The 26,020-nt window shown below is 71.0% G+C and carries 26 protein-coding genes, 1 pseudogene and 1 riboswitch; of the genes and pseudogenes, 14 read left to right on the top strand and 13 right to left on the bottom strand.

What is annotated here, in order from left to right; all coding sequences use genetic code 11:
• The first annotated feature begins 5 nt into the window (after nucleotides 1–5).
• Nucleotides 6–2,414: a DUF3488 and transglutaminase-like domain-containing protein gene (locus AB0I23_RS10010; RefSeq protein WP_359108590.1), complete on the top strand. Its 2,409-nt coding sequence runs from the start codon at nucleotides 6–8 to the stop codon at nucleotides 2,412–2,414.
• A 225-nt stretch (nucleotides 2,415–2,639) separates the two neighbouring features.
• Here AB0I23_RS10010 and AB0I23_RS10005 read toward each other — a convergent pair whose 3' ends face one another.
• The 3 genes from AB0I23_RS10005 to AB0I23_RS09995 all read right to left on the bottom strand — a co-directional run bounded on the left by AB0I23_RS10005 (nucleotide 2,640) and on the right by AB0I23_RS09995 (nucleotide 4,719).
• The gene (locus AB0I23_RS10005; RefSeq protein WP_037697061.1) at nucleotides 2,640–3,032 is read right to left on the bottom strand and encodes a DUF3040 domain-containing protein; all 393 of its coding nucleotides are present in this window, start codon (nucleotides 3,030–3,032) and stop codon (nucleotides 2,640–2,642) included.
• A gap of 271 nt (nucleotides 3,033–3,303) precedes the next feature.
• Nucleotides 3,304–4,062 carry a class I SAM-dependent methyltransferase gene (locus AB0I23_RS10000; RefSeq protein ID WP_359108588.1) on the bottom strand — a complete coding sequence of 253 codons (759 nt, stop codon included), beginning with the start codon at nucleotides 4,060–4,062 and terminating at the stop codon, nucleotides 3,304–3,306.
• Nucleotides 4,063–4,164: 102 nt separating this feature from the next.
• The gene (locus AB0I23_RS09995) at nucleotides 4,165–4,719 is read right to left on the bottom strand and encodes an SAV_6107 family HEPN domain-containing protein (RefSeq protein WP_359108586.1); all 555 of its coding nucleotides are present in this window, start codon (nucleotides 4,717–4,719) and stop codon (nucleotides 4,165–4,167) included.
• 165 nt (nucleotides 4,720–4,884) lie between these two features.
• Here AB0I23_RS09995 and AB0I23_RS09990 point away from each other — a divergent pair, with 165 nt between their 5' ends.
• From AB0I23_RS09990 to AB0I23_RS09970, 5 genes are all read left to right on the top strand, one after another.
• Nucleotides 4,885–5,685 (top strand): ATP-binding cassette domain-containing protein, encoded by an 801-nt coding sequence (locus AB0I23_RS09990; RefSeq protein WP_359108584.1) that lies wholly within the window; start codon nucleotides 4,885–4,887, stop codon nucleotides 5,683–5,685.
• Nucleotides 5,657–7,744, top strand: coding sequence for a YhgE/Pip domain-containing protein (locus AB0I23_RS09985; RefSeq protein ID WP_359108582.1), 2,088 nt, complete (start codon nucleotides 5,657–5,659; stop codon nucleotides 7,742–7,744). Before AB0I23_RS09990 ends, AB0I23_RS09985 begins: the two co-directional genes overlap by 29 nt.
• 29 nt (nucleotides 7,745–7,773) lie before the next feature.
• Nucleotides 7,774–8,385 (top strand): TetR/AcrR family transcriptional regulator, encoded by a 612-nt coding sequence (locus AB0I23_RS09980; protein ID WP_359108580.1) that lies wholly within the window; start codon nucleotides 7,774–7,776, stop codon nucleotides 8,383–8,385.
• 367 nt (nucleotides 8,386–8,752) lie between these two features.
• Entirely contained in the window at nucleotides 8,753–9,382 is a 630-nt protein-coding gene (locus tag AB0I23_RS09975; protein ID WP_359108578.1) for a DUF4126 domain-containing protein, read from the top strand.
• A gap of 31 nt (nucleotides 9,383–9,413) precedes the next feature.
• Nucleotides 9,414–10,934: a phytoene desaturase family protein gene (locus tag AB0I23_RS09970; protein ID WP_359108576.1), complete on the top strand. Its 1,521-nt coding sequence runs from the start codon at nucleotides 9,414–9,416 to the stop codon at nucleotides 10,932–10,934.
• Nucleotides 10,935–11,044: 110 nt separating this feature from the next.
• Here the strand turns inward: AB0I23_RS09970 and AB0I23_RS09965 are convergent, their stop codons facing one another.
• The 5 genes from AB0I23_RS09965 to AB0I23_RS09945 all read right to left on the bottom strand — a co-directional run bounded on the left by AB0I23_RS09965 (nucleotide 11,045) and on the right by AB0I23_RS09945 (nucleotide 14,552).
• Nucleotides 11,045–11,974 carry a hypothetical protein gene (locus AB0I23_RS09965; RefSeq protein WP_359108574.1) on the bottom strand — a complete coding sequence of 310 codons (930 nt, stop codon included), beginning with the start codon at nucleotides 11,972–11,974 and terminating at the stop codon, nucleotides 11,045–11,047.
• Nucleotides 11,975–12,024: 50 nt separating this feature from the next.
• Nucleotides 12,025–12,942 (bottom strand): methylenetetrahydrofolate reductase [NAD(P)H], encoded by a 918-nt coding sequence (gene metF, locus AB0I23_RS09960; protein WP_359108820.1) that lies wholly within the window; start codon nucleotides 12,940–12,942, stop codon nucleotides 12,025–12,027.
• 155 nt (nucleotides 12,943–13,097) lie between these two features.
• Entirely contained in the window at nucleotides 13,098–13,751 is a 654-nt protein-coding gene (thiE, locus tag AB0I23_RS09955; RefSeq protein ID WP_359108573.1) for a thiamine phosphate synthase, read from the bottom strand.
• 123 nt (nucleotides 13,752–13,874) lie between these two features.
• A complete protein-coding gene (locus AB0I23_RS09950) occupies nucleotides 13,875–14,240 on the bottom strand; it encodes an Rv2175c family DNA-binding protein (protein WP_037697030.1) in 366 nt (121 codons plus the stop codon).
• 42 nt (nucleotides 14,241–14,282) lie between these two features.
• The gene (locus tag AB0I23_RS09945) at nucleotides 14,283–14,552 is read right to left on the bottom strand and encodes a hypothetical protein (protein WP_359108572.1); all 270 of its coding nucleotides are present in this window, start codon (nucleotides 14,550–14,552) and stop codon (nucleotides 14,283–14,285) included.
• A gap of 40 nt (nucleotides 14,553–14,592) precedes the next feature.
• Here AB0I23_RS09945 and AB0I23_RS09940 point away from each other — a divergent pair.
• Nucleotides 14,593–15,234, top strand: a pseudogene (locus tag AB0I23_RS09940) (RNA-guided endonuclease InsQ/TnpB family protein); the annotation flags it as partial.
• A gap of 34 nt (nucleotides 15,235–15,268) precedes the next feature.
• On the opposite strand, the gene AB0I23_RS09935 reads toward AB0I23_RS09940, so the two are convergent.
• Nucleotides 15,269–16,522 (bottom strand): NAD(P)/FAD-dependent oxidoreductase, encoded by a 1,254-nt coding sequence (locus tag AB0I23_RS09935; protein WP_359108570.1) that lies wholly within the window; start codon nucleotides 16,520–16,522, stop codon nucleotides 15,269–15,271.
• Between the two features lie 28 nt (nucleotides 16,523–16,550).
• The gene (locus AB0I23_RS09930; protein WP_359108567.1) at nucleotides 16,551–16,892 is read right to left on the bottom strand and encodes a hypothetical protein; all 342 of its coding nucleotides are present in this window, start codon (nucleotides 16,890–16,892) and stop codon (nucleotides 16,551–16,553) included.
• A 51-nt stretch (nucleotides 16,893–16,943) separates the two neighbouring features.
• Nucleotides 16,944–17,056, top strand: a riboswitch (TPP riboswitch).
• Here AB0I23_RS09930 and thiO point away from each other — a divergent pair.
• The 6 genes from thiO to AB0I23_RS09900 all read left to right on the top strand — a co-directional run bounded on the left by thiO (nucleotide 17,054) and on the right by AB0I23_RS09900 (nucleotide 22,859).
• Nucleotides 17,054–18,262 carry a glycine oxidase ThiO gene (gene thiO, locus AB0I23_RS09925; protein ID WP_359108565.1) on the top strand — a complete coding sequence of 403 codons (1,209 nt, stop codon included), beginning with the start codon at nucleotides 17,054–17,056 and terminating at the stop codon, nucleotides 18,260–18,262. It overlaps the preceding riboswitch by 3 nt.
• On the top strand, nucleotides 18,259–18,477 hold the full coding sequence (gene thiS, locus AB0I23_RS09920) for a sulfur carrier protein ThiS (protein WP_359108563.1): 219 nt from the start codon (nucleotides 18,259–18,261) through the stop codon (nucleotides 18,475–18,477). Before thiO ends, thiS begins: the two co-directional genes overlap by 4 nt.
• A gap of 2 nt (nucleotides 18,478–18,479) precedes the next feature.
• The gene (locus AB0I23_RS09915) at nucleotides 18,480–19,274 is read left to right on the top strand and encodes a thiazole synthase (RefSeq protein WP_359108561.1); all 795 of its coding nucleotides are present in this window, start codon (nucleotides 18,480–18,482) and stop codon (nucleotides 19,272–19,274) included.
• A 129-nt stretch (nucleotides 19,275–19,403) separates the two neighbouring features.
• On the top strand, nucleotides 19,404–21,335 hold the full coding sequence (gene pknB, locus AB0I23_RS09910) for a Stk1 family PASTA domain-containing Ser/Thr kinase (RefSeq protein ID WP_359108818.1): 1,932 nt from the start codon (nucleotides 19,404–19,406) through the stop codon (nucleotides 21,333–21,335).
• 6 nt (nucleotides 21,336–21,341) lie between these two features.
• On the top strand, nucleotides 21,342–22,199 hold the full coding sequence (locus tag AB0I23_RS09905) for a deoxyribonuclease IV (RefSeq protein WP_359108559.1): 858 nt from the start codon (nucleotides 21,342–21,344) through the stop codon (nucleotides 22,197–22,199).
• Nucleotides 22,200–22,283: 84 nt separating this feature from the next.
• Nucleotides 22,284–22,859 carry a DUF4396 domain-containing protein gene (locus tag AB0I23_RS09900; protein WP_436846907.1) on the top strand — a complete coding sequence of 192 codons (576 nt, stop codon included), beginning with the start codon at nucleotides 22,284–22,286 and terminating at the stop codon, nucleotides 22,857–22,859.
• A 26-nt stretch (nucleotides 22,860–22,885) separates the two neighbouring features.
• On the opposite strand, the gene AB0I23_RS09895 is transcribed toward AB0I23_RS09900, so the two are convergent.
• On the bottom strand, nucleotides 22,886–23,518 hold the full coding sequence (locus AB0I23_RS09895; RefSeq protein WP_327246867.1) for a sulfite oxidase-like oxidoreductase: 633 nt from the start codon (nucleotides 23,516–23,518) through the stop codon (nucleotides 22,886–22,888).
• Between the two features lie 154 nt (nucleotides 23,519–23,672).
• Here AB0I23_RS09895 and bfr point away from each other — a divergent pair, with 154 nt between their 5' ends.
• Entirely contained in the window at nucleotides 23,673–24,152 is a 480-nt protein-coding gene (gene bfr / locus AB0I23_RS09890) for a bacterioferritin (protein WP_359108557.1), read from the top strand.
• A 15-nt stretch (nucleotides 24,153–24,167) separates the two neighbouring features.
• On the opposite strand, the gene AB0I23_RS09885 is transcribed toward bfr, so the two are convergent.
• Nucleotides 24,168–24,497, bottom strand: coding sequence for a (2Fe-2S)-binding protein (locus AB0I23_RS09885; protein WP_359108555.1), 330 nt, complete (start codon nucleotides 24,495–24,497; stop codon nucleotides 24,168–24,170).
• A 172-nt stretch (nucleotides 24,498–24,669) separates the two neighbouring features.
• Nucleotides 24,670–26,016 carry a class II 3-deoxy-7-phosphoheptulonate synthase gene (locus AB0I23_RS09880; RefSeq protein WP_359108554.1) on the bottom strand — a complete coding sequence of 449 codons (1,347 nt, stop codon included), beginning with the start codon at nucleotides 26,014–26,016 and terminating at the stop codon, nucleotides 24,670–24,672.
• Nucleotides 26,017–26,020 lie beyond the last annotated feature (4 nt).

Raw genomic sequence — 26,020 nt, 5'->3', positions numbered from 1 at the left:
CGGTCATGAGCGGTCGCGGACGGCTGGCGCTGTGCGCCTTTGCGGCGACGCTGTTGGCGGCGGGTTCGATGCTGCCGCTGGTCGACCCGGCCGGATGGATCCTGCAGGCCGCGCTCCTGCTGGCGATCCAGAGCGGGGTGGGCGCGCTCGCCCGCCGGGTGCCGCTGCCGCGGTTGCTGACAGTCACGGCACAGTTCCTGGTCACCCTGGTGCTGCTGACCGCGGTGTTCGCAAGGGAGCAGGCCGTGGCCGGCTTCCTCCCGGGCCCCGAGGCCGTACGGAACCTGGCGGACCTGCTGCGGGCGGGCGCGGACGACGTGGGGCAGTACGCCATCCCGGCGCCTGCGACGGCGGGCATCCGGCTGATGCTGGTCGGCGGTGTGCTGCTGATCGGTCTGGCCGTGGACACCCTCGCGGTGACGTTTCGCCGCGCGGCCCCGGCCGGGCTGCCGCTCCTGGCGCTCTACTCGGTCGCCGCGGGACTGTCCGGTGGCGGTGGCGCGGGCTGGCTCTGGTTCCTGCTCGCCGCCTGCGGCTATCTGCTGCTCCTGCTGGCCGAGGGCCGGGACCGGCTCTCCCAGTGGGGGCGGGTCTTCGGCGGTGCGGGACGGTCGCCGAGCGGTTCGACGGGTCTCGACGTGTCGGGCGGCCGGGCGCTCGCTCCGGTCCGCACCGGGCGGCGGATCGGTGCGCTGGCGCTGGGCATCGCCCTGGCCGTACCGGCGGCCCTGCCGGCTCTCGACGGCGGGCTCCTCGCGGGTACGGGCGGCGGGGGCGGCAAGGGCAGTGGCGGCGGCACGATCTCCGCGGTGAACCCGCTGGTCTCGCTGCAGAACAATCTGAACCAGCCGGAGGACCGGGAGGTGATGTCGTACCGCACCAATTCCGCGAATCCGCAGGACTTCTATCTGCGGATCCTGGCCCTGGATCAGTTCAACGGGAGCGAATGGCGGGCCTCCCGGCGCACCCTGAAGGATGTGCCGAAGCGGATCCCGGAGCCGGACGGCCTGAGTCCGGATGTCGCTGTCGCGGAGATCACGTCGAACATCTCCTCCTCCCGCTCCTACCAGCAGACCTATCTGCCGCTCCCCTACCCCGCGACGGAGGTCAGGATCGGCGGGCGCTGGCGGTACGAACCTGCGGGGCGCACCCTTGTCGGCGACCGCGGCCAGACGACCAGCGGTGCGCGGTACGAGGTGTCGAGCCTGGTGGTGCAGCCGACCGCGGACCAGCTCGCCGCGGCTCCCGACGCGCCGTCCGCGGTGCTGCGGGAGTACACCAAAGTGCCGGGCTCGCTGCCGGAGGTGGTCAAGGAGACGGCAAACCGGCTGACCAAGGGCGCCGCCAACAACTACGAGCGAGCGGTGAAGCTGCAGAACTACTTCGCCTCGGAGGGCGGCTTCACCTACGACACCAAAGTGACGTCCGGCACCGGCTCGGCCGCGATCGGACGGTTCCTCAAGGACAAGAGGGGCTTCTGCGTCCACTTCTCGTTCACAATGGCCGCGATGGCGCGGACGCTGGGGATTCCGGCCCGGGTCGCGGTGGGCTTCACTCCCGGCACCGTGCAGTCGAACGGTGCGGCGTCGGTGGGGCTGCGCGATGCGCACGCCTGGCCCGAGCTGTATTTCGAGGGCGTCGGGTGGACCCGGTTCGAGCCGACCCCGACACGTGGCAGCGTGCCCGGCTATACCCAGCCGGACGCCCCTGCGGGCGGCGCAGCCGACCCGAGCCTGCCGGAGCGGGGCGCCTCATCGGCGCCGTCCGCCGCACCGTCCGCCTCGGAGAACTGCTCGCCGCAGCAGCGCAAGCAGGGCGACTGCGGCAACGCGGTGGCGCCGACCGGTGCGGGTCCGACGGACTCGGGGACCCCGACGGGCACCCTTGTCCGGGTGGCTTTGGCCGCGCTGGTGGTCATCGCGCTGCCGATGCTGCCGATGGTGTGGCGGGTACGGGTGCGTAAGCGCAGGCTGGCGTCGTCCGCCGGGCGCACGCCGGCCGATGTGACGGCCAGAACGCTGGCGGCCTGGCTGGAGATCATCGATACGGCATGGGACCACGGCGTCGAACCGGACGACTCACAGACCCCGCGGAAGACGGCGGCCCGGGTGGTCCGGCTGGGGCGGCTCGACACAGAGGCGGCGGCGGCCGTGCACCGGGTGGCGGGCGCGGTGGAGCAGGTGCTCTACGCCCCGCAGCCCCGGTCGGGCAGCGGGTTCACCGAGGACGTGCAGGCGGTACGGAACGGCTTGCGGATGTCCGCCGACCGCTTCACCCGGATCCGCGCGGTCGTGGCACCACGCTCGGCCATTCGGGTGATGGACACGCTCTTGGAACGCCGATCGGCGGTCACCGACAGGTGGGCGGCGCGGTGGGGCGGTTGGCCGCGGTGGCGGTCCCGGGAGCAGAGCTGAGGCAGTGCGCGGGACCTTCGGCTGCGCCGTGTCCTGGCGCTGTCCCCCAGCTTCAAGAGCATGCGGGAACCCCTCGACGGGCTCGCTTTCGCGGGCCCGTCCGGGGCCCCGTCCGCCCGGCGCTTGAGGACACCCCCCGTGAGCGGTTACAGCCCGGGGCGGGTGTGGGTGAGGGGGCGGCCGCGTTTCTGCGGCCGCCCCCTCACCCATCGGTCTTCCGAAGCGTTACTGGCCTTGCTCGTCGCGGCGTCGCTGCCACCGCTGCTCGATCCGGTTCATCACCGTTCGGCGTTGTTTGGGCTGTCGGCGCTCGCTCCCGCCGCCGGCTGCCTGTTGCTCGCCGGGCTTGGGGGCCTTGCGCCAGCCTGTGACCGCAAGGACCGCGCAGCCCAGCATGACGAGGAATCCCACCACGCTGATCCAGATCTGCTGGGCGACCATTCCGGCCATGAGGAGCGCGATACCCACCAGGAAGCCTGCGACCGCCTGGTAGACCCGTCGTCGGGTGTACGTACGCAGCCCGCTTCCCTCGAGCGCTGTCGCGAACTTGGGATCTTCGGCGTACAGCGCTCGCTCCATCTGCTCGAGCATTCGCTGCTCGTGCTCCGAGAGCGGCACGGAGTCCTCCTCGTCGTCGGCCGCGGGGGGCGGCCGGTATGCGGCCCTTCCAGGATAGGCAGGGAATCGCCCCCGTGAAACCCGCCCTCATCGCCAATCAGCCAGTCCGGGCCGCCACAACGGCTCAGCTGCTGAGGCGTAGATTCCCCAACCTCCGATCCGTCATGCCGGATGGTGTCCCCCGATCATACGTGGCGTGGCCCCCGATCGGGTGCCCTGGGACGTACTCCGTCTGCAGCTGCGTCGCTGATCAGCCGCGCTGCGGCCGCCCTCAGACGCGCTTGGTACCCAGAACGTGCAGCTGGGTCGCGACCGAGCGGAAGGCCGGCAGTTCCGCGACTGCGCTCTCCAGCCTGAGCAGTGCGTCCATGGCACCGGGTTCGGTGTCCACCAGGACGCCCGGTACGAGGTCGGCGAAGACCCGTACGCCGTGGACCGCGCCGACCTCGACGCCTGCCGCGGAGACCAGTTCGGTGAGCTGCTCCGCGGTGTACCGCCGGGGTACCGGGTCGCCGTCGCCCCAGCGGCCCGCCGGGTCGGTGAGCGCGTGCCGAGCCTCGGTGAAGTGCCCGGCGAGCGCCCGGGCCAGGACGGCGCCGCCGAGTCCGGCGGCGAGCAGGCTGAGATCGCCCGACGGGCGGAGTGCGTCGACCGCGTTCCGTACGCCCTCGGCGGGGTCGTCGACGTACTCCAGGACTCCGTGACAGAGGACCGCGTCGTACTCACCGCGCTCGACCACCTCGAACAGACCGAGGATGTCACCCTGGACGCCGCGGACCCGGTCGACGACCCCGGCCTCCGCGGCGCGGCGCTCCAGCGCGAAGAGCGCGTTGGGGCTGGGGTCGACGACGGTGACCCTGTGGCCGAGCCGGGCGACCGGCACCGCGAAGTTGCCGGTGCCGCCGCCGGTGTCCAGGACGTCCAGGGCGTCCCGGCCGGTCGCCTTGACCTGGCGGTCGAGGGCGTCTTTCAGGACGTCCCAGACCACGGCGGTACGGAGGGAGGCTCGGGGGCGCAGCTGGTCCGACACGGCAGATGACTCCTCGGCACGGTGCCGCCGCTGACGGCGGTGCGTGAACAGTGCAGGTGATGCAGGTGCTGTCCACCCTATTGCCTCGGGCCACCGCCGCCGTCATCCCGCGTCGGACCGCCCCCTCCGGGCCTGCGGGAGTATCGGCTGGAGCACCAGCAACCGCTCGACGAGGCGCAGGAACATGGCCGCGTCCCGCAGCAGATCGTCGGCGTCACGGCTGCTGGCCGCCCCGGGTATGCCCGCTTCCGCGCGGGCCCGGCGGCGGGCCCCGGAGGCGAACAGGGCGCTCCATTCGGTGAGTTCCGGGGCGATCTCCGGAAGGACTTCCCAGGCGCTGCGGATCCTTTCCCGCCGCCGCCTGGTGGTCTCGGGCCGTCCGCGGGCGGCGAGCACGGCGGCAGCGGTGCGCAGGGCGGCGAGGTGGGCGGTGGCATAGCGCTCGTTCGGCACGGCAAGCACGGCGGCCTCGTCGAGGCCGATGCGGGCCTGGGCGAGCAGATCGAGGGCTGCGGGCGGCGCCGTGGCGCGGCGCAGCACGGGGTGGACGTCGTTTGCCGGACCGTTCGACGGAGAGGACGGGGCGGGGCCGGTCGGTGAGGGGGCAGGGCCGCCTGCGCGGCGCCGAGAGGCGGCTGCTGCGGACGAGTTGGCCATGACGAACCTCCTGTCGTCGTGTGACGGCTCCGTGGCCGTCTGTATCCATCGTGAGGGGCACCACTGACAATCGACCCCGATTGGCCTCCGACCTGCACTTTTGCTTCGATCGCGAGTTCGGACTATCTTTTTGTACTGACTGGTCAGTCTAAAAAGGAGAATCTGTTGGACAGCCCGCACGGGGCAGCCGTCACCGCCGAGGGCTTCGGGCTCAAAGGACCGCGCGGCTGGGCCTTCCGGGACGTGCGGATCGACGCCGGGCCCGGCGCACTGGTCGCGATCGAGGGCCCGTCCGGCTCCGGCCGCACCTGCCTGCTGCTCGCCCTCACCGGCCGGATGCGCCCCTCCGAGGGCCGCGCGGAGGTCGGCGGTCTGCGCCTGCCGCGCCAGATGGCGGCCGTACGCAGGATCAGCGCCCTCGGCCCGGTGCCCGGGGTCAGCGAGCCCGACCCGGCCCTCACCGTCGCCGAGCACCTGCGCGAGCGCGCCCTCCTGCAGCGCCGCTTCGACGGCTCGCTGCGTGCCCTGTTCCGCCCGCGCGCCGAGCGCGCCGCCACGGCCCGGGCCCGGATCGACACCGCACTGGACGCCGCCGGACTCGACCCCACGACCCTGCCCAAGGCCGAGCGGACCTCCGTACGCGATCTGGAACGGCTGGAGGCGCTGCGGCTGACCGTCGCCCTCGCGCTGATCGGCCGCCCGCGACTGCTCGCCGTGGACGACACCGATCTCAAGCTCTCCGACGCCGAGCGTGCCGAGGCCTGGGAAATGCTGCGCTCCGTCGCCACCGACGGGACGACCGTGATCGCCGTCTGCAGCCAGGCCCCCGAGGGCGCGATCACCGTGCGCACCCACAGCGCCGTGACCACGGACACCACCGACACCGCAGAGACCACCGACGCCCCTGGGGCGACGACGACCGAGGAGGGGGCGGCCGATGCGATCGCCGAGACTGGCCGCGCTTGAGCTGAAGCGTTTCGGCAGGGGGAGGCTGCCCCGCGCCGCACTCGTCGCGCTCCTGCTGCTGCCCCTGCTCTACGGCGCCCTGTACCTGTGGTCCTTCTGGGACCCGTACAGCCGCCTCGACAAGATCCCTGTCGCGCTGGTCAACAACGACAAGGGCGCCACCGCGGCAGGCAAGCGCGTCGAGGCAGGTGACGAGATCACCGCAAAGCTGCTCGACTCCAAGGTCTTCGAGTGGCACGAGGTGAATTCCGCCGAGGCCGGCCAGGGCGTCGAGGACGGTACGTACTACCTCTCGCTGACCATGCCGTCGGACTTCAGCAAGCGGATCGCGTCCAGTTCGGGTGACTCCCCCGAGACCGGCGCGCTCCAGGTCCGGACGAACGACGCCAACAACTACATCGTCGGGCAGATCTCCCGGACGGTGTTCTCCGAGGTCCGCACCGCCGCCTCGACCAACGCCTCGCGCAGCTTCCTGGACCGGATCTTCATCTCCTTCGCCGACCTCCACGACGCGACGGCGAAGGCGGCCGAGGGCGCCGACGATCTCAAGGGCGGGATCGGCAAGGCCGAGAAGGGCTCGAAGGACCTCGCGGACGGGCTGAAGGACGCCAAGGCGGGCAGCGGGCGCCTGGAGAGCGGGATCGTCAAACTGAACAAGGGCGCGGGAGACCTCGAAACCGGCTCACGGCAGGTCGCCGACGGCACCCAGCTCCTCGCCGACAAGGTCAACGGCGTGGCTGCCGACGTCCGCCCGTTCCTGAAGGACAACGGCAAGTCGATCGGTGACACCGCTCGGCTGGTCGCCGATTCCTCGCAGACCGTACGGGACAACCTCGACGTGCTGGTGAGGGCGGCACCCACCGCGGCGACCGCCGCCCACACGGCCTCCGACGATCTGGCCGACGTCTACCGCACCCGCTGCGAGGAGCTGCCGCTCCCGGATCCCACCGCCTGCCCCCCGCTGAAGCGCGCCACGACCGCGGCCGCCGATGTCGCGAAGGTCGCCGACGATGTGAACGTACTGGTGAAGGACCAGAACGGGGACCTGAAGAAGCTGCGCGGGCAGCTCACCACCCTGCAGAAGCAGGCCGACGCCCTCGCCGAGCGCTCCCCGCACCTGGACGACGACCTGAAGTCCGCCGTCGCGAAGATCAACGCGCTCAACACCGGCGCCCACAAGGTCGCCAAGGGCGCGGACGAACTGCACACCGGCCTGGCCACGGCCAGGACCGGATCCACCGATCTGAACACCGGCGTCGGCAGGCTGAAGACGGGCGCAACCGACCTGGACAGCGGGCTGATCCGGCTGAACGACGGTTCGGCCACGCTCGCCCAGGGGCTGAACGACGGCGTCGGCAAGATCCCCGACTACGACAAGCAGGACCGCGACCGGCGCACCGATGTCATGGCCGATCCGGTCAAGCTCGCCTCCCAGTCGCTGCACCAAGCCCCCAACTACGGCACCGGATTCGCGCCCTACTTCATCCCGCTCTCCCTCTGGGTCGGAGCGATGGTGGCGTACATGCTGATCCAGCCGCTCAACCGGCGGGCGCTCGCCGCGGGGGCGTCCGCCTGGCGCATTGCCTTCGCCGGGTGGCTGCCGGTGGCCGCGATCGGTCTGCTGCAGGTGGCGGCCCTGATGTCCGTCCTGCACTGGGGGCTGGGGCTGCAGATGGCCCATGCCGCCGCGACGATCGGCTTCCTCGCCCTCGTGACCTGCTGCTTCGGTGCGATCGTGCAGTGGCTGAACGCCCGGTTCGGTGCGGCGGGACGAATCCTCGTGCTCGCGGTGCTGATGCTGCAGCTGACCTCGGCCGGGGGCACGTACCCCGTCCAGACCAGCCCCGGCTTCTTCGGTGCGATCCACCCGTACCTGCCGATGAGCTACGTCGTCGAGAGCCTGCGCCGGCTGATCACGGGCGGCGGGCTGGGCCCGGTCTGGCAGGGCTGCGCGGTGCTGCTGGCGTTCACCGCGGGGGCACTGGCCCTGACCGCGGTATCCGCCCGGCGCAAGCAGGTGTGGACGCTGGACCGGCTGCATCCGGAGCTGAGCCTGTGAGCGCGCCCGGACCTGTGAGAATCGAGCGCATGGAAAGCAGTAGCACCACGCGCCGCCAGGCCACCCGGCAGAAGCTCTACGAGGCGGCCGTCACTCTCATCGCCGAGAAGGGCTTCTCGGCGACCACGGTCGACGAGATCGCCGAGCGTGCCGGGGTCGCCAAGGGCACGGTCTACTACAACTTCAAGAGCAAGTCCGAGCTCTTCGAGGAACTGCTGCGGCACGGCGTCGGGCTGCTGACCGCTTCGCTGCGGTCCGCGGCCGAGGAGACGGCGGAGCGCGGCGGTACCCGGGTCGAGGCCCTGGACGCGATGATCAGGGCCGGTCTGGCCTTCATCGACCGCTATCCGGCCTTCACCCAGCTGTACGTCGCCGAGCTGTGGCGCACCAACCGCGCCTGGCAGGCGACCCTCCTGGTGGTACGTCAGGAGGCAGTCGCCGTGGTCGAGGACGTGCTGCGTCAGGGTGTCGGCAACGGTGAGCTCAGCGAGGAGATCGACATCCCGCTGACGGCGGCCGCGCTGGTCGGCATGGTCCTGGTGGCGGCCCTGGACTGGCAGGCGTTCCAGCCGGAGCGGTCCATCGACGATGTGCACTCGGCACTGTCCCTGCTGCTGCACGGCCGGGTCAGCGGGCACTGACACAGCCTGGCCCGGGGCGACGTACGCACACACGAAAAGCGCCGGTCCTGCGAGGCTCGGTCCCCCGAGCCTCGCCCGACCGGCGCTTCTGGACTGCCGGAGAGCCTTCCCCCGTGTGCTCCCCCGTGGTTCGCGACCCTCCGGTGCGCACCCCCGTGCGCCCCCGTTCCGGAAGGAGCGCGGCGCCCGTACCGCCGCCCCGTGCCGGCGGTACCGGCGCTGCGCCCCTTCCGTGGTCCCCACTCTTCCGTCCGCGCCGGTGGGAGCCCATCCGCGCACCTACTCATCTCTCCGACTAGGTACGGATACTCAGGGCTGCGCACCCGGCCCCACCCGGAACGGCACGCTCCTGGTTACGATCGCGTCCGTGTCCGTACTCCCCCTGGTGTTCACAAGTGGCTGGGCAAGCGGGATCAACGCCTATGCGGTGGTCCTGTTGCTCGGCATCTTCGGCGCGACCGGAATCAGCGACGAGGTCCCCGCGTCGCTGCAGCGCGCCGATGTGCTCGTGGTGGCCGCCGTGCTCTTCCTGTGCGAGGCGGTCGCGGACAAGATCCCGTACGTGGACTCGGTCTGGGACTCGGCACACACCGTCATCAGGCCGGTCGCCGGGGCCGTCGTCGCGGCCCTGCTGGCCGGTGGGAGCGGTTCGCTGCCGGAACTCGCGGCCGGGGCCATCGGCGGTTCCACGGCACTGATGAGCCATCTGGTGAAGGCGGGCACCAGGATGGCGGTGAACACCTCCCCCGAGCCGTTCAGCAATATCGCGCTGAGCACGACCGAGGACCTGGGCGTCGCCGGGATCATCACCTTCGCGATATTCCATCCGCTGACGGCGGCGGTCATCGCCGCGACACTGCTCGTCCTCGGCCTGCTGACAATGATCTTCCTGGCTTCCCGCATCCGCCGGTTCCTGCGCCGCAGAGCGCAGCAGCGGGAGGAGAAACACCTGGCCGGGACAGGTTCGGGGCCTCGTTCGCGCCGGCCTTCCGGCTGAGCTGTCGGTGCCGGCCGCTAAGGTCACTGACATGGCACGTATTGCGGTGATCGGCGCCGGGATGGGCGCGATGGCGGCGGCCGCCCGGCTGGCCGTGGCAGGCCACCGGGTGACGGTGTACGAGCGGTCGGAGACCTTCGGCGGCTCGGTCGGCCGGTATGCCCGTGACGGCTTCGCGTTCGACACCGGCCCCTCACTGCTGCATCTGCCCGCCGTCTACCGCGACCTGTTCGTGAAGACCGGCAAGGAGCCGCTGGAGCGGTGCGTCACGATGACGCAGGTCGATCCGGCGAGCCGCCATCTCTTCGCCGACGGCACGGCGGTCTCGCTGCCGAACGCCTCGCGGGCCGGGGTGGTCGCCGCCCTGGACGACACGCTGGGGGCCGGTGCGGGCGGCATCTGGGGCGAGTTCCTGGACCGGGCCCGCGATGCCTGGGACCGGTCCCGGCGACCACTGCTCGAAGAGCCGTTGCGCACCGACTGGGAGGTGCTGGGCCGCGACCCGTACCCGGCGCTGCGGCAGCGTCGGCTGCTGCGCTCCGCCCGCCTGGCGGGCACGGTCGCGGAGGTCGGCGCCTGGGAGCTGACGGACCCCCGGCTGGTCGCTCTCCTCGACGGATACGCGTTGTCGTACGGCCTCGATCCGCTGCGGGCACCGGCGAGCGCGGCCCTTCTGCCGTACATGGAGGAGACCTTCGGCAGCTGGTACGTGGCGGGCGGAATCCGGGCGCTGGCGCAGGCGGTGTACGAGCGGTGCCTGGCCCGGAAGGTGGAATTCGTGTTCGGCGCCGAGGTGGCCCGGGTCAAGGAGAAGGACGGCCGGGCAGTGGGCGTCGAGCTCGCCGCGGGGACGGTCGTGGACGCCGACCAGGTGGTGCTGGGGGCCTGGCCGCACCCGGATCTGGTGCCGGGTCAGGAGCTCTGGCAGAACGGCGATGTGACGGCTCAGCCGCGACCGGGCGGCGGAACGGCGGTACCGGGCCGGTTCCAGGTCCTGCTGTCGCTGCGCGGTGCCCGGCCCTCGGGGACGGTGCACCGGACCGTGGTGCACGGCGCGGACGGGGCGGCGGAGCGCGAGGCGGTCTTCGGCGGCCGGCTCGCCGCAGGTCCCACGGTGACGGTGATCCGCCCCGACGATCCCACGACCCGCCCCGACGACGCGCACGAGGCCGTGACCCTCACGGCGACGGTCGCCCCGCACGGCGCGGTGGACTGGACGGACGGTGCGCTGCGCGAGCGGTACGCCGACACGCTGATCGAGGCGGCCGGCGCAGCCGTTCCCGGGATACGGGAGCGGGTGCTCCACACCGCGGTGCGGACGCCCGCCGAGAGCGCGGCCGACACCGGCGCCGAGGGCGGCTCGGTGCCCGCGCCCGCGCTCGCCGGGGCCGGGGGCGCGTATCTGCATCCGGGCAACCGCACCCGGCTGCCCGGGCTCCATCTCGCGGGAGGTTGGTCGCACCCGGGCGGCGGGCTCGCGCACGCCGGGATGTCGGGGGCGCTCGTCGCCGGGCTCATCGTGGAGGGGGACGGCTTCCGCGGCTCCCGGTGAGGGGGCCCGGTGACGGTACGCGGGGTGCCGGGCCTGTCCGGTCGCCGCTCAGGCCCTCGCCCAGCCGACGGGCCCGGCCTTCGTCCGCAGGCGCGGCACGGCCCGCTTCGTCAGTAGCGGTACTGGTCGTTGTAGCCGGTGTCGTAGCCGTCCGGGTACGGCGCGGGCTGTGCGGGCTGCTCCGGTGGCAACGGCGGGTACTGCTCGCCCTCACGCTGCTGCGGAACCCAGACGCCGCCGGGCGGCGTCTCGGAGGCGTACTGCTGGCCGTAGGGGTCCGCCGTGAACTGCTGCTGACCGCCGTAGCTGTCATGGCTCGCGTACGGGTCCTGCGCCCCGTACTGCGGGGAGCCGTCGGTGGTGCCGATGTACGGGTCGGAGTACGCGGCGTACTGCTGCTGGCCCGTGCCGTGGTCGTACTGCCCGGCGTTGGAGTCCTGGCTCGCGTACGTGCCCTGCCCGCCGTAGCTGTCCTGGCCGGTGTACGAGTCCTGGGCGGGCGCGGTGTACGTGGAGTAGTCCGTGTACGGGGCGTAGGAGGCGTACTGGTGCTGCGCCTGCTCGGACTGCTGCGCGGGCTGGGGGTCGCTGTAGATGCCGTACTGCCCGGTGTCGTCGGGCAGCGGCTCCGGCTCGTAGACCGCGGCGCCGCGCGCGGGAGCGGGACTCTTCACCTCGTCCTGGTCCGAGCGGTCGTACTCCATCTCCAGGTCCGACACCTCCAGCGTGGGCTCCCGGCGGGTGTCCCGGTCGCCCCCCGACCGGCGACGACGGCTCTCGCCCGGGCTGCCCCCTATGGCCCAGCCGGTCGAGAAGCCGCGCCGGAACGAGAGCGTGACGTACGTCTGGCCGGTCGCGAACGCGATCGCGCCGACGGAGATGACGAACACGGACGGCATCAGCACGCCGACCACCACACAGGCGAAGCCTGCGAAGGCGAGCAGGCGCCAGCGAAGCCGCGCCTTGTACTGCAGCAGCACCTCGCCGAGCAGCCACAACGCCACGATGCCGAACGCGATGTAGAGGACCGTCCAGCCCATGTCCGCCCCCTTCTACGGCCACCGCCCCGGGTCGTGGCGGGTACGGCCGGTCACGACTGCGTGTGCAGTCCGAGATTCTCGTAGATTTCGAGCGTCGCGGTCGAGTTGTTGAGCGTGATGAAGTGCAGTCCGGGCACACCCTCGGAGCGCAGCCTCGCGCAGAACTCCGTCGCGAACTCAATGCCAATGGAGCGTACAGCGGCGGGATCGTCCTTGACGGCGAGGATGCGTTCTTTCAGTGCCGACGGCAGCGACGCGTTGCTGAGCTGCGGAAACCGCTCCAACTGCTTGACGCTGGTGAGGGGCATGACCTCGGGGATGATCGGGGTGTCGCAACCCGCAGCTACCACTCGATCACGCATACGCACATAGTCGTCCGGATTGAAGAACATTTGCGTGATCGCATAGTCGGCACCGGCGCGGCACTTGTCCACGAAATGCTGGACGTCGGTGTCCCAGTCGGTCGAGCGCGGGTGCATCTCGGGAAACGCGGCGACGCCGACACAGAAATCGCCGGATTCCTTGATGAGCTGGACGAGATCGGCCGCGTACCGCACGCCCTGCGGGTGCTCGACCCACTCGCCCATCGGGTCGCCCGGCGGGTCGCCGCGCACAGCGAGGATGTTCCTGATTCCGGCGTCCGCGTACTGCCCGATCATGTTGCGGAGTTCGGCGACGGAGTGATCGACAGCCGTCAGGTGGGCGACCGGGGTGAGCGTGGAATCGGCAGCGATCTGCTGGGTGGCCCGCACCGTTCCGGCCCGGGTGGAGCCTCCGGCGCCGTACGTCACGGAGACGAAGCCCGGCCGCACCGCCTCGACACGGCGCAGCGCATTCCAGAGATTCCGCTCGCCCTTCTCGGTTTTGGGCGCCCAGAACTCGAACGAATACGACGTCTTGCCGGTCGCGAGAAGCTCACGCACGGTGCGCGCGTGATCTGTCCTGGTAGAGGGAGTGCCAAGGGCCATACTGAAGGTTAACCAGGGCCCGGCGGTGCCCCAACCGGACCACCGGCAATTGCCCGAATTGACCGGTGATTTGTCCACCCCTCGGACACCTTCGGCGCAGCCCCCGGGCGGACCCGGTCAATCATGGATGCCCTGCGACATTCCTGACGCGCTGGTCACACGTCGGCGCGCGCCCTGATCCGCTTCGCGAGCCCGGCGGCGGCCGCAGCCGGGTCGTCGGCCTCGGTGATGGCCCGTACGACCACGACCCTGCGCGCCCCCGCGTCCAGCACCTCGTCGAGATTGCCCGCGTCGATCCCGCCGATGGCGAACCACGGGCGCGGTCGGCCGAGCGAGGCGGCGTACCGCACCAGGTCGAGGCCCGGGGCGTGCCGGCCGGGCTTGGTCGGGGTGGGCCAGCAGGGTCCGGTGCAGAAGTAGTCCACGCCGGGTTCGGCGACGGCCGCGTCGACCTCGGACTCGGCGTGTGTGGAGCGGCCGATCAGCACGCCCTGGCCGAGGATGGCGCGGGCGGCGGGCACGGGCAGGTCCCCCTGGCCGAGGTGGAGCACATCGGAACCGATGGCATGGGCGACATCGGCCCGGTCGTTCACCGCGAGGAGCTTGCCATGGCGCTTGCAGGCGTCGGCGAGCACGGCGAGGTTTTCGAGCTCCTCGGCCGCTTCCATGCCCTTGTCGCGCAGCTGGACAATGTCCACGCCGGAGGAGAGCACGGCGTCGAGGAACTCGGGGAGGTCGCCCTGGCGTCTGCGGGCGTCCGTGCACAGATAGAGCCGGGCGTCGGACAGCAGCGCGCGAGGCCTGGACATGGCGCGGTTCCCCCTTGATACGGAGCGGTACTGGTGCAGAGCGGTACGGCGGGGCGGCTCGAGGCGGTGGTACGGGCCGTGCAGGGATGCACGGCCCGTACCCCGCGTTACGGTTCGTCCCGGTCAGACGGCGAGCGCCTGGGCGCGGCGCTTCACCTCCGTGCCGCGATTCTCGCTCAGCGCCTGTGCGGGGGTACCCGGCAGGGTCGGGTCAGGGGTGAAGAGCCATTCCAGCATCTCTTCGTCGGAATAGCCGTCGTCCCTCAGGAGCGTCAGGGTGCCGGAGAGGCCCTTGACCACCTTGTTGCCGTCGATGAAGGCAGCAGGCACCTGGAGCGCCCGGTTCTCACCACGCCGTACGGCGATGAGCTGGCCTTCCTTGACCAGCTGCCGTACACGTGTCACCTCGACATCGAACATTTCGGCGATGTCGGGGAGATGGAGCCAGGCAGGGACGAGAGCATCGATCTTTGCGTCAATCTCGGTCACAGGACAAGCCTGCCATCCCGCACCGACAGCCGATACCCGGACTCATCCCTTCAGGGCCTCGCGGACCACGTCCGCGAGGCGGCAACGGGGCTGCTCGTCGCTGGTGACCCAGCCGTGAGCGGACTCCAGGACACGCGAGTAGCAGGCTCCGGCGTCGGTGGTGCCCCGGTACTTCTCGGTCGAGGCTCCGTCCGCGGCGGTGACGACGCCGCCCGTGCGGGCGAGGTTGCCGGTCGAGTCCACGGTGTCGTCGGTGACCACGTCCGTGCGCCACACGCGCGCGGAGCCCGTCCGGGAGGTGTCGATCAGCACGCGGCGCTGGGTGACGGCGGCCCTCAGGTCGTAGTTGTACGAGCACGGCGAATGGCTGACGGAGAAGGAGAAGGCCAGGCTTCTGCACCTGGAGCGGCGCGCCGCGCAGCGCAAGCGGCACCGCAAGCCCGGCGAGCGCACCAGCCGCCGGCTGCACCGCACCTACGACCAGATCGCAGGACTGCGCGCGAAAGCCAAGCGCCGGGCCTTGGACTGGCAGCACCAGACGACCACCGCCATCGCCAAGCGATACGGCACCGTCGTGGTCGAAGCACTCACCATCACGAACATGGTCAAGTCGGCCAGGGGAACCATCGAGGAGCCGGGGAAGAACGTTGCCCAGAAGTCTGGGCTGAACCGCTCCATCAGCGGGCAGGCATGGGGCCGGACGGTCACCATGCTGACGTACAAGACCGCCCAGCGAGGCGGCACCCTGCACAAGGTCCCCGCCCCCGGCACCTCCAGGCGCTGCTCGGTGTGCGGATTCACCACGCCCGGCAACCGGGAGAGCCAGGCCGTGTTCGTGTGCAAGAACCCGGACTGCGGCTGGTCGGGCAACGCCGACCACAACGCAGCCCGGAACGTCTTGCACCTGTACCGGATGGGCCTCGCGCTCATCCCGGCTGCCGGAAGGGCAGTCGTCAGGCGCGCGAAGCACGTCAAGCCCGCTGCCGCAAGGTGAGCAGGAATCTCCTGGCTTCAGCCGGAAGAGCACTTCAATGACGTGCCGTCGCCTTCAGAGGCACGGAGGGATCGGCCGCCCGCACCGGATCGAGCCGCGCCCCCGCCTCGATGAGCTTGCGCCCCTGGGCCAGGTCGCGCGGTCGGCCGACGGCGAGGACGGCGACCAGCGCGCCGTCCCGCAGCCAGAGCACCGACCAGGCGGGACCGTCCGGGTCTCCGCGCCAGAGCAGGGTGTCGGCGCCCCCGTGATGACCCGTGTACTGCACGAACCGGTCGAACTGCTCGGACCAGAAGTACGGCACGGGGTCGTACGTGAGCGGCTGCGGCGCCCCGTCCGCTCCGGCGCCGATGATGTTGGCGGCGGCGGTCCGCGGCCCCTGGACGGCGTTGTCCCAATGGTGGACGAGGAGGCGGGTGCCATATCGCACGGAGGGGAAGGAGGCACAGTCCCCGACGGCGTACACATCGGGCAGCGAGGTGCGCAGCGCTTCGTCGGCGGTCACCGATCCGTCCGGCCCGAGCGCGATGCCGGAGCCGGCCAGCCAGGCGGTGGCGGGCCGGGCACCGATCCCGACGACCACCGCTCCGGCCTCGAGCGTGCGGCCGTCGGCGAGGACCACGCGGCCGGGCTCGATGCGGGCCACGGGGACGCCGGTGAGGAGTTCGGCGCCACTCTCCGCGTACCAGCGGGCCATCGGGGCGGCGACCTCGGCGGGCAGGACGCCCGCGAGTGGCCGGTCGGCGGCCTCGACGACCGTGACCTCGCAGCCCGCGGCGCGGGCCGCGGTGGCGAACTCCGCGCCGATCCATCCGGCGCCGACGACCACGACGGTGTGCTGCTCGTCGAGGACCGGCCGCAGCCGTGCGGCGTCGTCGAGGGTGCGCAGCAGATGGACTCCGCGCACGCCCTCGGAGCCGGGCAGCTCGACCGGTTCGGCGCCGGTGGCGATGACCAGGACGTCGTACGGGACGGGGCCCGTCGGGGTGTCAAGTTCGTGCGCCTCGGACCGTACGCCGGTCACGTCGCGGCCCAGTTGCAGCTCGATGCCGAGCGCCTCGAAGTCGATGTCGAAGGCGGAGTCCTCGGCCTTGCCGAGCAGTACCGCCTTGGACAGCGGCGGCCTGTCGTAGGGCTGGTGGGGTTCGGCGCCGATCAGGGTGACCGGGCCGGTGAAGCCCTGTTCCCGCAGGGCCACCGCGGTCTGCACGCCGGCCATGCCCGCGCCGACGATGACGACGCGGCGCTCGGTCCGCCGGTCCGGCTGCTCAGTCTGCTGCTCGCTCACCTGTCCACCTTAAACACCTGACGATCCGTCAGTCATACAGTTCCTCGACCACACTCGTCCCGCTGCCCTCCTGCGACTCCCATTCCCACCGCTCGTCCAGCCGCACCCGGCCGTCCGCGAGGTCGACGACGGTGGAGAGGCAGTGTCCGGAGGATGTCGTTCCGTCCTGCTTCAACTGGACGTACCGGAAGTCGAGTCGATCGGCGGTCCTGGTGCCGACGAGATGGCCCCGGACCACGTCGCCGCCCGCGTACTCGGCCCAGATCCGGCCGTCCTCCTCGTGATACGTGAAGCGGGTACGGGTGCCGACCTGGCCCGGCGCCTGGTCGGCGACCGGCGAGAGGACAAGTCCGTCGAGCGAACGGGCCACGGTGACTGCTCCCTTACAGGGTCCGGGGGACGGGGTCTAGGGTGGCCACCGTAAGACACTCGCGGGAGCCCGGACGCACCGGGCTGAGAGGGAGGCTGGACGGCCTCCGACCGTACGAACCTGATCCGGGTCATGCCGGCGAAGGGAGGGGCTGGACGCCCATGCGTTCTTCCGGGAACACATCCGTATCCGCACAAGGATCCGACGTCCTCGTCATCGGGGGCGGGATCATCGGTCTGGTGACCGCCTGGCGCGCTGCGCAGCGCGGTCTGCGCACCGCGGTCGTCGACCCCGACCCGGGCGGCGGGGCCGCCCGGGTCGCGGCCGGGATGCTCGCCGCCGTCACCGAACTCCACTACGGCGAGCAGATGCTGCTCGGCCTCAATGTCGCGTCCGCCGCACGCTACCCGGCCTTCGCGGCCGAACTGGAGGCGGCGAGCGGCCAGGAGATCGGCTTCCGCGCCTGCGGCACCCTGGCGGTCGCCCTGGACTCCGACGACCGCGCCCATCTGCGGGAGCTGCACGCGCTGCAGCAGCGTTCGGGGCTGGAGTCGGAGTGGCTCACCGGCCGTGAGTGCCGTCGGCTGGAGCCCATGCTGGCGCCCGGCGTGCGCGGCGGTCTGCGGGTCGACGGCGACCATCAGGTCGATCCCCGCCGACTGGCCGGCGCGCTGCTGACGGCCTGCGAACGGGCCGGGGTGGTCTTCCACCGCGACCGGGTGGAACGCCTCGGGATGGTACGGGGCCGGGCCGCAGGAGCCGTACTCGCGGCCGGTGCGGAGCTGGCCGCCGATCAGGTCGTACTCGCCGCGGGCAGTCTCAGCGGGCGGCTCGCCGGACTCCCGGACGAGGTCGTGCCGCCGGTGCGACCCGTGAAGGGACAGGTGCTCCGGCTGACGGTGCCCGCCGCGTACGCACCGTTCCTCACCCGCACCGTGCGGGCCGTGGTCCGGGGCAGCCATGTCTATCTCGTCCCGCGCGAGAACGGCGAGCTCGTCGTCGGCGCGACCAGCGAGGAGATGGGCTGGGACACCACCGTCACAGCGGGCGGGGTGTACGAGCTGCTGCGCGACGCCCACGAGTTGGTGCCTGGCATCACCGAACTGCCGCTCACCGAGACCCGGGCCGGCCTTCGCCCCGCCTCCCCCGACAACGCCCCGCTGCTCGGCCCCACCGCCCTGCCCGGTCTCCACCTCGCCACCGGCCACCACCGCAACGGCGTGCTGCTCACCCCCGTCACCGGTGACGCCATGGCCGAGCTGCTGACCACCGGCGAGCTGCCCGTCGTCGCCCGCCCCTTCGCCCCCGGACGGTTCGCACCCGCCCCCGTACCGCCCTCCGCCTCCGTACGTCAGGAACAGTCCGCATGACCGACTCCCTTCCGCTCACCGTCTCCGTGAACGGCGACCCCCGTTCGATCGCCGCGGGCACCACCCTGGAGACCCTTGTCGCGACTCTGACGGCGGCGCCCTCCGGGGTCGCCGCGGCACTCAATGAGACCGTCGTCCCGCGCAGCCGCTGGGCGGCCGCCGCCCTCACCGACGGCGACCGGATCGAAGTCCTCACCGCGGTCCAGGGAGGCTGACCATGTCCGACGATCTGTTCGCCCTCGGCGGCTCCACGTTCGGCTCCCGGCTGATCATGGGGACGGGCGGGGCGCCCAGCCTCGACGTGCTCGAGCGCTCCCTGACGGCGTCCGGCACCGAGCTGACCACCGTCGCGATGCGCCGCCTCGACCCGACCGTGCAGGGCTCGGTCCTCTCCGTCCTCGAACGCCTCTCGATCCGTGTCCTGCCGAACACGGCAGGCTGCTTCACCGCGGGCGAGGCCGTGCTGACCGCCCGGCTGGCCCGCGAGGCGCTGGGCACCGACTGGATCAAGCTGGAGGTCGTGGCCGACGAGCGGACCCTGCTGCCCGACCCGATCGAGCTGCTGGACGCCGCGGAGACCCTGGTGGACGACGGGTTCACCGTCCTGCCGTACACCAATGACGACCCCGTGCTCGCCCGGAAGCTGGAGGACGTGGGATGCGCGGCGATCATGCCGCTCGGCTCTCCCATCGGCTCCGGGCTCGGTATCCGCAATCCGCACAACTTCCAGCTGATCGTCGAGCAGGCCCGGGTGCCGGTCGTTCTCGACGCGGGCGCCGGGACCGCCTCGGACGCGGCGCTCGCGATGGAGCTGGGGTGCGCGGCGGTGATGCTGGCGTCGGCGGTGACCCGGGCGCAGGAGCCCGAGCTGATGGCGGCCGCGATGCGGCATGCCGTGGACGGCGGGCGGCTGGCGTACCGCGCGGGCCGGATCCCGCGGCGCCACTTCGCCGAGGCCTCCTCACCGGTGGAGGGACGGGCCGTGCTGGACCCGGAGCGGCCGGCGTTCTGATCCCGCGTCCCGAGGTCCGCACGCCCCTGAAGCGCATGTCCCTGTCACGGCTCGGCTGCAGTACGGCCGCGGGATCGCCCCGGCCCCGCGGCCATGTCCGCGGTGGCTCGTAGACTCGGCTGCGTGGATATGACCCTCCAGGACCCTTCCCCAGGCTTCGGCCGGGGAGACCCCATCGTCGGGCAGCTGCTCGACGGCCGTTACCGCGTCGATGCCCGCATCGCCGTGGGCGGGATGGCCACGGTCTACCGGGCCATGGACACCCGGCTCGACCGGGTGCTCGCCCTCAAGGTGATGCACCCGGCGCTCGCAACCGACGCCTCGTTCGTCGAGCGCTTCATCCGCGAGGCCAAGTCGGTGGCCAGGCTCGCGCACCCCAATGTGGTCGCGGTCTTCGACCAGGGCGCCCAGGGGGCGTACGTCTACCTGGCGATGGAGTACGTCGCGGGCTGCACGCTCCGCGACGTGCTGCGCGAGCGCGGCGCCCTGCAGCCGCGGGCCGCCCTGGACATCCTGGAGCCGGTCCTCGCCGCGCTCGGTGCGGCGCACCGGGCGGGGTTCGTGCACCGCGACATGAAGCCGGAAAACGTACTGATAGGGGACGACGGCCGGGTGAAGGTCGCGGATTTTGGTCTCGTACGGGCCGTGGGCGCCGTCACGAACACCACCGGATCCGTCCTGGGCACCGTCTCCTACCTCGCCCCGGAGCAGATCGAGCACGGCACGGCGGACACCCGCGCGGATGTGTACGCCTGCGGTGTCGTGCTGTACGAGATGCTGACGGGCGCCAAGCCGCACACCGGCGACTCACCCGCCCAGGTCATCTACCAGCACCTCAACGAGGACGTCCCGGCCCCCTCGGCCGTCGTCCCCGGGCTCGCGGTCGAGCTGGACCGACTGGTCGCGAGCGGCACCGCCCGTAACCCCGAGGTCCGCCCGTTCGACGCGGTGGCCCTGCTCGCCGAGACCCGCATCGCGCGCGCCGCGCTCACCGACGAACAATTGGACGCCGTACCGCCGCAGGCCCTCGCCGAGGTGCACGACGCCGCCGAGGACCGCACGAGCGTGATCCCCCGGGTGCTCCCGGCCGGTCAGGGCACCGCCCACCACACCAGCCGACTCGAGATGCCCCCGCCACTGCCGCCCGAGCAGGACCAGCAGGACCGCCGCGGACCGCGGCGCGGCATGCTTGCCGCGATCGTCGCCGTACTGCTGGTGCTCGGGGTCGGTGCCGGTGTCTGGTACATCAACTCGGGACAGTTCACCCGGGTCCCCTCCCTCCTCGGCCAGACCGAGAAGGCGGCCGAGCAGCGGCTCTCGGACTCCGGACTGGAGCTGAAGAGCGTCAGGCGGGCCTACAGCGACAGCGTCGAGCGCGGCAAGGTCATCGGCAGCGATCCGAAGTCAGGCGCCCGGATCCGGGGCAACGGCTCGGTGACGATCACAGTGTCGCGCGGCCCGGAGATCGTGCAGGTGCCCGACGTCAAGGGCATCGCGCTGGCCGAGGCCAGGCAGACGCTGAAGAACAGGGGGCTGGTGCCCGGCATGGTCACCAGGGAGTTCAGCGAGGAGTTCGCCCGGGGCGACGTGATCCGTACGGATCCCGAAGCGGGCGCCGAGCGCCACCCCGACTCCGCGGTCGCCCTGGTCGTCAGCAAGGGCAGCCCGGTCGATGTCCCCGATGTCACCGGACTGTCGGTCCAGGACGCCACCGCCGCACTGGACGAGGAAGGGCTGAAGGTCAAGGTGCTGACCGGCCGCGTCAACTCTCCCGAGGCCGAGGGCGACATCGCGCACCAGTCCCCGGGCCAGGGGGCCCAGGTCGCCGAGGGCGACACCATCACGCTCACGGTCTCCAAGGGCCCGCGGATGATCGACGTACCGGACGTCACCGGCAAGGACGTCGGCGAGGCGACGAGCCTGCTGAAGGCGGCGGGCTTCGAGGTCAAGGTGGACCGCCCGTTCCTCTCCTTCAGCGACAAGATCGCGAGTCAGTCCGTGGCCGGCGGCGAACAGGCCCCCGAGGGCAGCACCATCACCGTCAAGACCAAGGGGCTCTAGATCCATATGCGCAACCCCGTCGGCGGCCATGTCCCCGTGGCCGGCGGCCTCGCCGAAGTCGGTCTGCCCTACGCCCGCGACATGGGAGCGGAGGCCGTACAGGTCTTCGTCGCCAATCCGCGCGGCTGGGCCACGCCCACCGGGAACCCGGCGCAGGACGAACAGTTCCGCGCCGAGTGTGCCGCCGAGTCGATACCGGCGTACGTCCACGCCCCGTATCTGATCAATTTCGGCTCGCACACCGAGGCCACCGTGGAGAAGTCCGTGGACTCGCTCCGCCACTCCCTGCGCCGGGCCCGCGAGATCGGCGCCCTGGGAGTCGTGGTGCACACCGGCTCGGCGACCGGAGGCCGGCCGCGCGCGGAGGCCCTGGCGCAGGTACGCACGCACATGAGGCCGCTCCTCGACGAGCTGACGCATGACGACGACCCGTACCTGCTGCTGGAGTCGACTGCCGGACAGGGGTTCTCGCTCTGCTCGCGGACCTGGGACTTCGGCCCGTATTTCGACGCACTGGACGCCCACCCCAAGCTCGGTATCTGTCTCGACACCTGCCACATCTACGCGGCGGGCCACGATCTGGCGGGCCCCGCGGGCATGAAGCAGACCCTGGACCTCCTGGTGGACAAGGTCGGCGAGGGGCGGCTGAAACTGATCCACGCCAATGACTCCAAGGACGTGGTGGGAGCCAACAAGGACCGGCACGAGAACATCGGCGCCGGGCACATCGGCGAGGAGCCGTTCCGGGAGCTGTTCTCGCATCCGGCGACGGCGGGGGTGCCGTTGATCATCGAGACGCCGGGTGGCAAGGAAGGCCATGCGGCGGACGTGGCGCGACTGAAGGGGCTGCGTGACCCGGGGTGACCGCGAAACGCATTGAGGAATACCCCTAGGGGGTATACGGTTCCTGTTGTCGACAGGAACCGCTACCGGCATTGGGGGATCGCCATGCAGCACGGCACGCGCGACGAAGAGCACCAGCAGGACGAGCAGCACCACGAGCACCACGGACAGGGCCACGACGACGGCCACGCGGACCACTCGGCTCACGCCGGTCACACCGGTCACGCGGCGCACTCCCCCGCCCCGGTCGGCTGGGCCATGGCCGCGCGCGCCACACTGCACTGCCTCACCGGATGCGCCATCGGCGAGATCCTCGGCATGGTGATCGGCACAGCGCTCGGCTGGAGCAACGCGGGGACCATGGTCCTCGCGATCGTCCTGGCGTTCTTCTTCGGCTACACGCTGACTCTGCGCTCGGTCCTGAAGGCCGGCGTCGACGTCCGTACCGCGTTCCGCGTCGCCCTCGCCGCGGACACCCTCTCCATCGCGGTGATGGAGCTGATCGACAACGGCGTGATCGCCCTGTGGCCGGGCGCCATGGACGCACAGCTCGCCGACGCACTCTTCTGGGGAGCGCTCGCGCTGTCGCTGGCCGTCGCCTTCGTCGTCACCACACCGGTCAACAAGTGGATGATCGCCCGCGGCAAGGGTCACGCGGTGGTGCACCGGTACCACCACTGAGGACGGTCCCGCACGAACCCGTCAGGTCAGAGCTCGGGGCCTTCCCCGGGCTCTTCCTGGTAGGAGTAACGCTGCTCGCGCCACGGGTCGCCGATGTTGTGGTAGCCGCGCTCCTCCCAGAAGCCCCGTCGATCGGCCGTCATGTACTCGACACCCCGGACCCACTTGGGCCCCTTCCAGGCGTACAGGTGCGGCACGACAAGGCGCAGCGGGAAGCCGTGCTCGGCGGTGAGCAGCTCACCGCCCTTGTGGGTGGCGAAAAGCGTGCGGTCCGAGGTGAAGTCGGCGAGCCGAAGGTTCGAGCTGAATCCGTACTCGGCCCAGACCATCACATGCGTGACCTGGGGCGCGGGGGGCGCGAGTTCCAGGATCGTGCGGGCGAGGACCCCGCCCCATTCGGCGCCGAGCATGCTGAATTTCGTGACGCAGTGCAGATCGGCGACGACCGAGGAGAACGGCAGGGCCGAGAACTCCTGGTGGTTCCAGCAGTGCTTCTCGCCGTCCGCGGTGGCCCCGAAGACCCGGAACTCCCAGCGGTCGGGCTTGAACTTGGGAACGGGCCCGTAGTGGGTAACCGGCCAACCGCGCTGCAGTCGCTGACCCGGCGGAAGCTCGGACTGCTCTGATTCGCGGTATTCCCGGCTTTCCGGCTGACCCATGACTCCATGGTGACAGACAGGCAGGAGTGGTCATGACCAGGGTGGCGACTATTCGGGCAACTCGTACTAAGCATGTACTTACTGGACGGCCGGGGGGTGCGGTGCGAGGATGCGGCCAACGTGCCCAGTTCACCGGTTGGAAGGAGCCTCTGCAATGCAGGGCGACCCCGAGGTCCTTGAGTTCCTGAACGAACAGCTGACCGCCGAATTGACTGCCATCAATCAGTACTTCCTGCATGCAAAGATGCAGGAGAACTTCGGCTGGACGAAGCTGGCGACGTACACCCGGGCCGAGTCGTTCGACGAGATGAAGCACGCCGAGACCCTGACGGACCGCATTCTCTTCCTCGATGGACTCCCCAACTACCAGCGACTCTTCCACGTACGCGTGGGCCAGACGGTCACCGAGATGTTTCAGGCCGACCGCCAGGTCGAGGTGGAGGCGATCGATCGGCTGAAACGCGGTGTCGAGTTGATGCGCGGGAAGGGCGACATCACGTCCGCAAATATCTTTGAATCGATCCTGGAGGACGAGGAGAATCACATCGACTACCTCGACACCCAGCTGGAACTGATCGAGAAGCTCGGCGAGCCGCTCTACATCGCGCAGCAGATCGAGCAGCCGGAGAGCTGAGTCCCGAAGCCGGGCTCAGGCCGCGTCGGGGAGCCGGATGCCCGGGACCGGACCGGGGCCGATGCCCGGGACCCGTCCGGAGGCGATGCCCGGATCGGCAAGGGCCGCACCTGGTGCGGTCGAGGGGCTCTGCTCGGGGGCGTCACCGGGGGCCCGCCGCTGGTCCAGCAGTTCCTGGCGCGCGCACGCGCCGCGGCCGAGCATCGCCTGAATCCGGCGGACACAACCGCCGCAGTCGGTGCCCGCCTTGCAGGCGTTGGCTATCTGGCGAGGGGTGCACGCCCCGGCGTCCGCATGTGCCTGTACCTGCTGCTCCGTAACGCCGAAACACGAGCAGACGTACATGCGGTTCACCTCCCTGCGGGCTGGGTCGTGGATGCCACCCCGTTGAACGGTGAGGCTAACCTAACCTTACCTGGTGCCCCGGACCCGTAAAAGCCCCGGAACGCCCTGTGGGGCACGGATCACATCGATCCGTGCCCCACAGTCGTCCGTGCGCCACCTGCGGTGACGGTGCCTACTGGTCCCGGTACATCTCGGCGACCAGGAACGCCAGGTCCAGCGACTGGCTGCGGTTGAGCCGCGGGTCGCAAGCCGTCTCGTACCGCTGGTGCAGGTCGTCCACGAAGATCTCGTGGCCGCCGCCGACGCACTCGGTGACGTCGTCACCGGTGAGCTCGACGTGGATGCCGCCCGGGTGCGTACCGAGGCCCTTGTGCACCTCGAAGAAGCCCTTCACCTCGTCCAGGACGTCGTCGAAGCGACGGGTCTTGTGGCCGGAGGCCGCCTCGAAGGTGTTGCCGTGCATCGGGTCGGTGACCCAGGCGACGACCGCACCGGAGGCGGTGACCTTCTCGACCAGTGCGGGGAGCTTGTCGCGGACCTTGTCGGCGCCCATCCGGACGATGAAGGTCAGCCGGCCGGGCTCGCGGTCCGGGTCGAGGCGGTCGATGTAGCCGAGCGCCTCGTCGACGGTGGTCGTCGGGCCGAGCTTGATGCCGATGGGGTTGCGGATCTTCGAGGCGAACTCGATGTGCGCACCGTCCATCTGGCGGGTGCGCTCACCGATCCAGACCATGTGACCGGAGGTGTCGTACAGCTCACCGGTGCGCGAGTCGGTGCGGGTCAGCGCCGACTCGTAGTCCAGCAGCAGCCCTTCGTGCGAGGAGTAGAACTCGACCGCCTTGAACTCGGCCGGGTCCGTACCGCACGCCTTCATGAAATTCAGCGCGTTGTCGATCTCGCGGGCGAGCGCCTCGTAGCGCTGGCCGGACGGCGACGACTTCACGAAGTCCTGGTTCCAGGCGTGGACCTGGCGCAGGTCGGCGTACCCACCGGTGGTGAAGGCGCGGACCAGGTTCAGCGTGGAAGCGGATGCGTGGTACATCCGCTTCAGCCGCTCCGGGTCCGGGACGCGGGCTTCCTCGGTGAAGGCGAAGCCGTTGACGGAGTCGCCGCGGTAGGTCGGCAGGGTCACGCCGTCGCGGGTCTCGGTCGACTTGGAGCGGGGCTTGGAGTACTGGCCGGCGATCCGGCCCACCTTGACGACGGGCACGGAGGCCGCGTAGGTCAGGACGGCGCTCATCTGGAGCAGCGTCTTCAGCTTGGCCCGGATGTGCTCGGCCGACACGGCGTCGAAAGCCTCGGCGCAGTCGCCGCCCTGCAGCAGGAACGCCTCGCCCTTGGCGACGGCTCCCATGCGGGCGCGCAGCTGGTCGCACTCGCCCGCGAAGACGAGCGGCGGATACGACGCGAGGTCCGCGAGCACATCGCGCAGAGCCTCGGCATCGGGGTACTCGGGCTGCTGCGCCGCGGGAAGGTCTCGCCAGGTGTGGCCACCGGCGACGGAGGTATTGGCGTTCACGGTC

Source organism: Streptomyces atratus, assembly GCF_040655115.1.
In the GTDB taxonomy this organism is placed as follows: Bacteria; Actinomycetota; Actinomycetes; order Streptomycetales; family Streptomycetaceae; genus Streptomyces; species Streptomyces atratus_D.
The sequence above is the reverse complement of the archived record's forward strand: the minus strand, read 5'-3'. Positions and strand labels throughout refer to the sequence as shown.

Bases quoted from the DNA above. Each gene is read 5' to 3' on its own strand.
- AB0I23_RS10010 (WP_359108590.1), top strand. From the start codon at position 6: ATGAGCGGTCGCGGACGGCTGGCGCTGTGCGCCTTTGCGGCGACGCTG.
- AB0I23_RS09995 (WP_359108586.1), bottom strand. From the start codon at position 4,719: ATGGCCAACTCGTCCGCAGCAGCCGCCTCTCGGCGCCGCGCAGGCGGC.
- AB0I23_RS09985 (WP_359108582.1), top strand. From the start codon at position 5,657: ATGCGATCGCCGAGACTGGCCGCGCTTGAGCTGAAGCGTTTCGGCAGG.
- AB0I23_RS09980 (WP_359108580.1), top strand. From the start codon at position 7,774: ATGGAAAGCAGTAGCACCACGCGCCGCCAGGCCACCCGGCAGAAGCTC.
- AB0I23_RS09970 (WP_359108576.1), top strand. From the start codon at position 9,414: ATGGCACGTATTGCGGTGATCGGCGCCGGGATGGGCGCGATGGCGGCG.
- AB0I23_RS09965 (WP_359108574.1), bottom strand. From the start codon at position 11,974: ATGGGCTGGACGGTCCTCTACATCGCGTTCGGCATCGTGGCGTTGTGG.
- metF (WP_359108820.1), bottom strand. From the start codon at position 12,942: ATGGCCCTTGGCACTCCCTCTACCAGGACAGATCACGCGCGCACCGTG.
- thiE (WP_359108573.1), bottom strand. From the start codon at position 13,751: ATGTCCAGGCCTCGCGCGCTGCTGTCCGACGCCCGGCTCTATCTGTGC.
- thiO (WP_359108565.1), top strand. From the start codon at position 17,054: ATGCGTTCTTCCGGGAACACATCCGTATCCGCACAAGGATCCGACGTC.
- thiS (WP_359108563.1), top strand. From the start codon at position 18,259: ATGACCGACTCCCTTCCGCTCACCGTCTCCGTGAACGGCGACCCCCGT.
- AB0I23_RS09915 (WP_359108561.1), top strand. From the start codon at position 18,480: ATGTCCGACGATCTGTTCGCCCTCGGCGGCTCCACGTTCGGCTCCCGG.
- pknB (WP_359108818.1), top strand. From the start codon at position 19,404: ATGACCCTCCAGGACCCTTCCCCAGGCTTCGGCCGGGGAGACCCCATC.
- AB0I23_RS09905 (WP_359108559.1), top strand. From the start codon at position 21,342: ATGCGCAACCCCGTCGGCGGCCATGTCCCCGTGGCCGGCGGCCTCGCC.
- AB0I23_RS09900 (WP_436846907.1), top strand. From the start codon at position 22,284: ATGCAGCACGGCACGCGCGACGAAGAGCACCAGCAGGACGAGCAGCAC.
- AB0I23_RS09895 (WP_327246867.1), bottom strand. From the start codon at position 23,518: ATGGGTCAGCCGGAAAGCCGGGAATACCGCGAATCAGAGCAGTCCGAG.
- bfr (WP_359108557.1), top strand. From the start codon at position 23,673: ATGCAGGGCGACCCCGAGGTCCTTGAGTTCCTGAACGAACAGCTGACC.
- AB0I23_RS09885 (WP_359108555.1), bottom strand. From the start codon at position 24,497: ATGTACGTCTGCTCGTGTTTCGGCGTTACGGAGCAGCAGGTACAGGCA.